This is a genomic window from Spirosoma agri (assembly GCF_010747415.1).
Lineage (GTDB): Bacteria > Bacteroidota > Bacteroidia > Cytophagales > Spirosomataceae > Spirosoma > Spirosoma agri.
In genome coordinates, this window is the sequence record NZ_JAAGNZ010000019.1 from 1 (window position 1) to 1,843 (window position 1,843).

Here is a 1,843-nt window from a genome sequence, read left to right on the forward strand (position 1 = left end):
GGCATAGCTGCCCGTGACGTTGCCCACCGTGGCGGTGAAGGTGATGGGGTTGCCCACACAGACCGCGTTGGGCGAAGCCGCAAAGTCGGCAATGGTGGGGGTGCTGTTCACGATAGTCAGGGTGTAGGTCGCACTCACCCCTGAGCAGCCGTTGGCATCGGTGGCCCGGATGGTGAGGGGGAAACTGCTACTTTGGGTGGGGGTGCCGCTCAGCACCCCAGCCGCCGATAAGCTCAACCCCGCCGGTAAGCTGCCACTGACCAAGCTAAAGCTGTAGGGAGTTGCCCCACCGCTGGCGGTAAAGGTCTGGCTGAAGGCCGTTCCCGCCGTAGCGGTGGTCGTGGCCGGGTTGCTCACCGTGACCGTAGCGGTGTTACTGATGACGGTGGTGCTGGTGGTGCTCACGCAGCCACTAGCGTTAGCCCCTGTCACTGAATACGTACCCGGACTGCTCACCGTGCGGGTGTTGCCACTGCCGGCCAGCACCGTACCATTACTATTGGTAAAAGTATAAGAGCTGCCCCCCGTAGCCGTCAGCGTGACGCTGGTCTGGGCACAGGTCAGCGGGCCGTTGTTGGTCAGACCAGCCACCGGCAAAGGATTCACGGTTAGGCCAGTAGCGGCAGCGGTCGTCTGGCCATTGCTGCTCACTGTCAGGGTAAAATTTTGCATGCCCGAGCCGCTAGCCGTCAGATTCTGACTAAGAGCCGTACTGGTGGTGTTACCCGTCAGGGAGGTGCTGGTTCCGTTGGTGAGGGTGTAGGCATAGCTGCCCGTCACGTTACCTACCGTAGCCGTAAACGTCACGGGGCTACCCACGCACACGGCGTTCGGACTAGCTACCAGTCCCGTAATGATGGGCGTAGCATTGATAACCGTTAGCGTATAGGTATTGCTCACTCCCACGCAGCCATTGGCATCGGTGGCCTGCACAGTCATCGAGAAATTGCCGCTCTCGGTGGGTGTGCCGCTCAATACCCCGCTGGTGGACAGGCTCAGGCCTTGTGGCAGCGTACCACTGGCCAGCGTGTAGGTGTAGGGGGCTGTGCCGTCTGATGCGGTGAAACTCTGGCTGAAGGTCACTCCCTGGGTGGCGGTGGTGATGGCCGGGTTCGTTACAATCACCGTCGCCGTGTTGCTGGTTACGGTGGTGGAAGTGGTACTCACACAGCCACTGGCATTAGCTACGGTTACCGAATACGTTCCGGGCGTAGTGACTGTGCGGATGTTACCGCTACCGGCCAGCACCGTACCATCACTATTGGTAAAGGTGAAGGAGTCAGCGTCCGTTGCCGTCAGGGTGACATTGCTCAGCGTGCAGCTCAAGGGCCCGTTGTTGGTCAGGCCCACCGTGGGAGCCGCGTCGCCCGTCACGCTGAGGGTGGCCGTGCTGCTGCAACTGCTGCCACTGCTGATGACGATGGTGAAGGTCTGCACCCCCGCCGTAGTCAGTGTAGCCGACACGTTCTGGGTAGTAGTGCTGCTCAGCTTAGCGCCGGCTGGCACGAGCCAGCTGTAGCTGTAGCCACTGCCTCCGTTGGCGCTCAGGCTCACCGCACTACCTGTACAGACCGCAGGCTGGCTGGCCTCTGCCTGGGCTACAAACCCATCACTGCCGAAGCCGCTGGCACAGAAGGCCGTAAAATCACCGTTCCTTGGCAGACCGGGATTGACGGAGAAGTTAATAGTTCGTCCGCCCCCACAAAGGGCCGACAGGGAGGCCGGGAAGCAGCCCGTTAGCTGATTGTTGTTGGCTAAAAATCTCAGCAAGCTAGTTAGTCCACTCAGACTAGCCGGGATGCTGCCTGTTAGCTGATTGTTGTTTAAGATAAGTTGCTGCAAA

At 60.2% G+C, this 1,843-nt stretch carries 1 protein-coding gene; it reads right to left on the reverse strand.

Annotated elements, in window-relative coordinates:
* On the reverse strand, positions 1-1,770 hold a 1,770-nt coding region (locus GK091_RS29275), incomplete at its 3' end, for a beta strand repeat-containing protein (protein ID WP_212593031.1).
* Between the last annotated feature and the right edge of the window lie 73 nt (positions 1,771-1,843).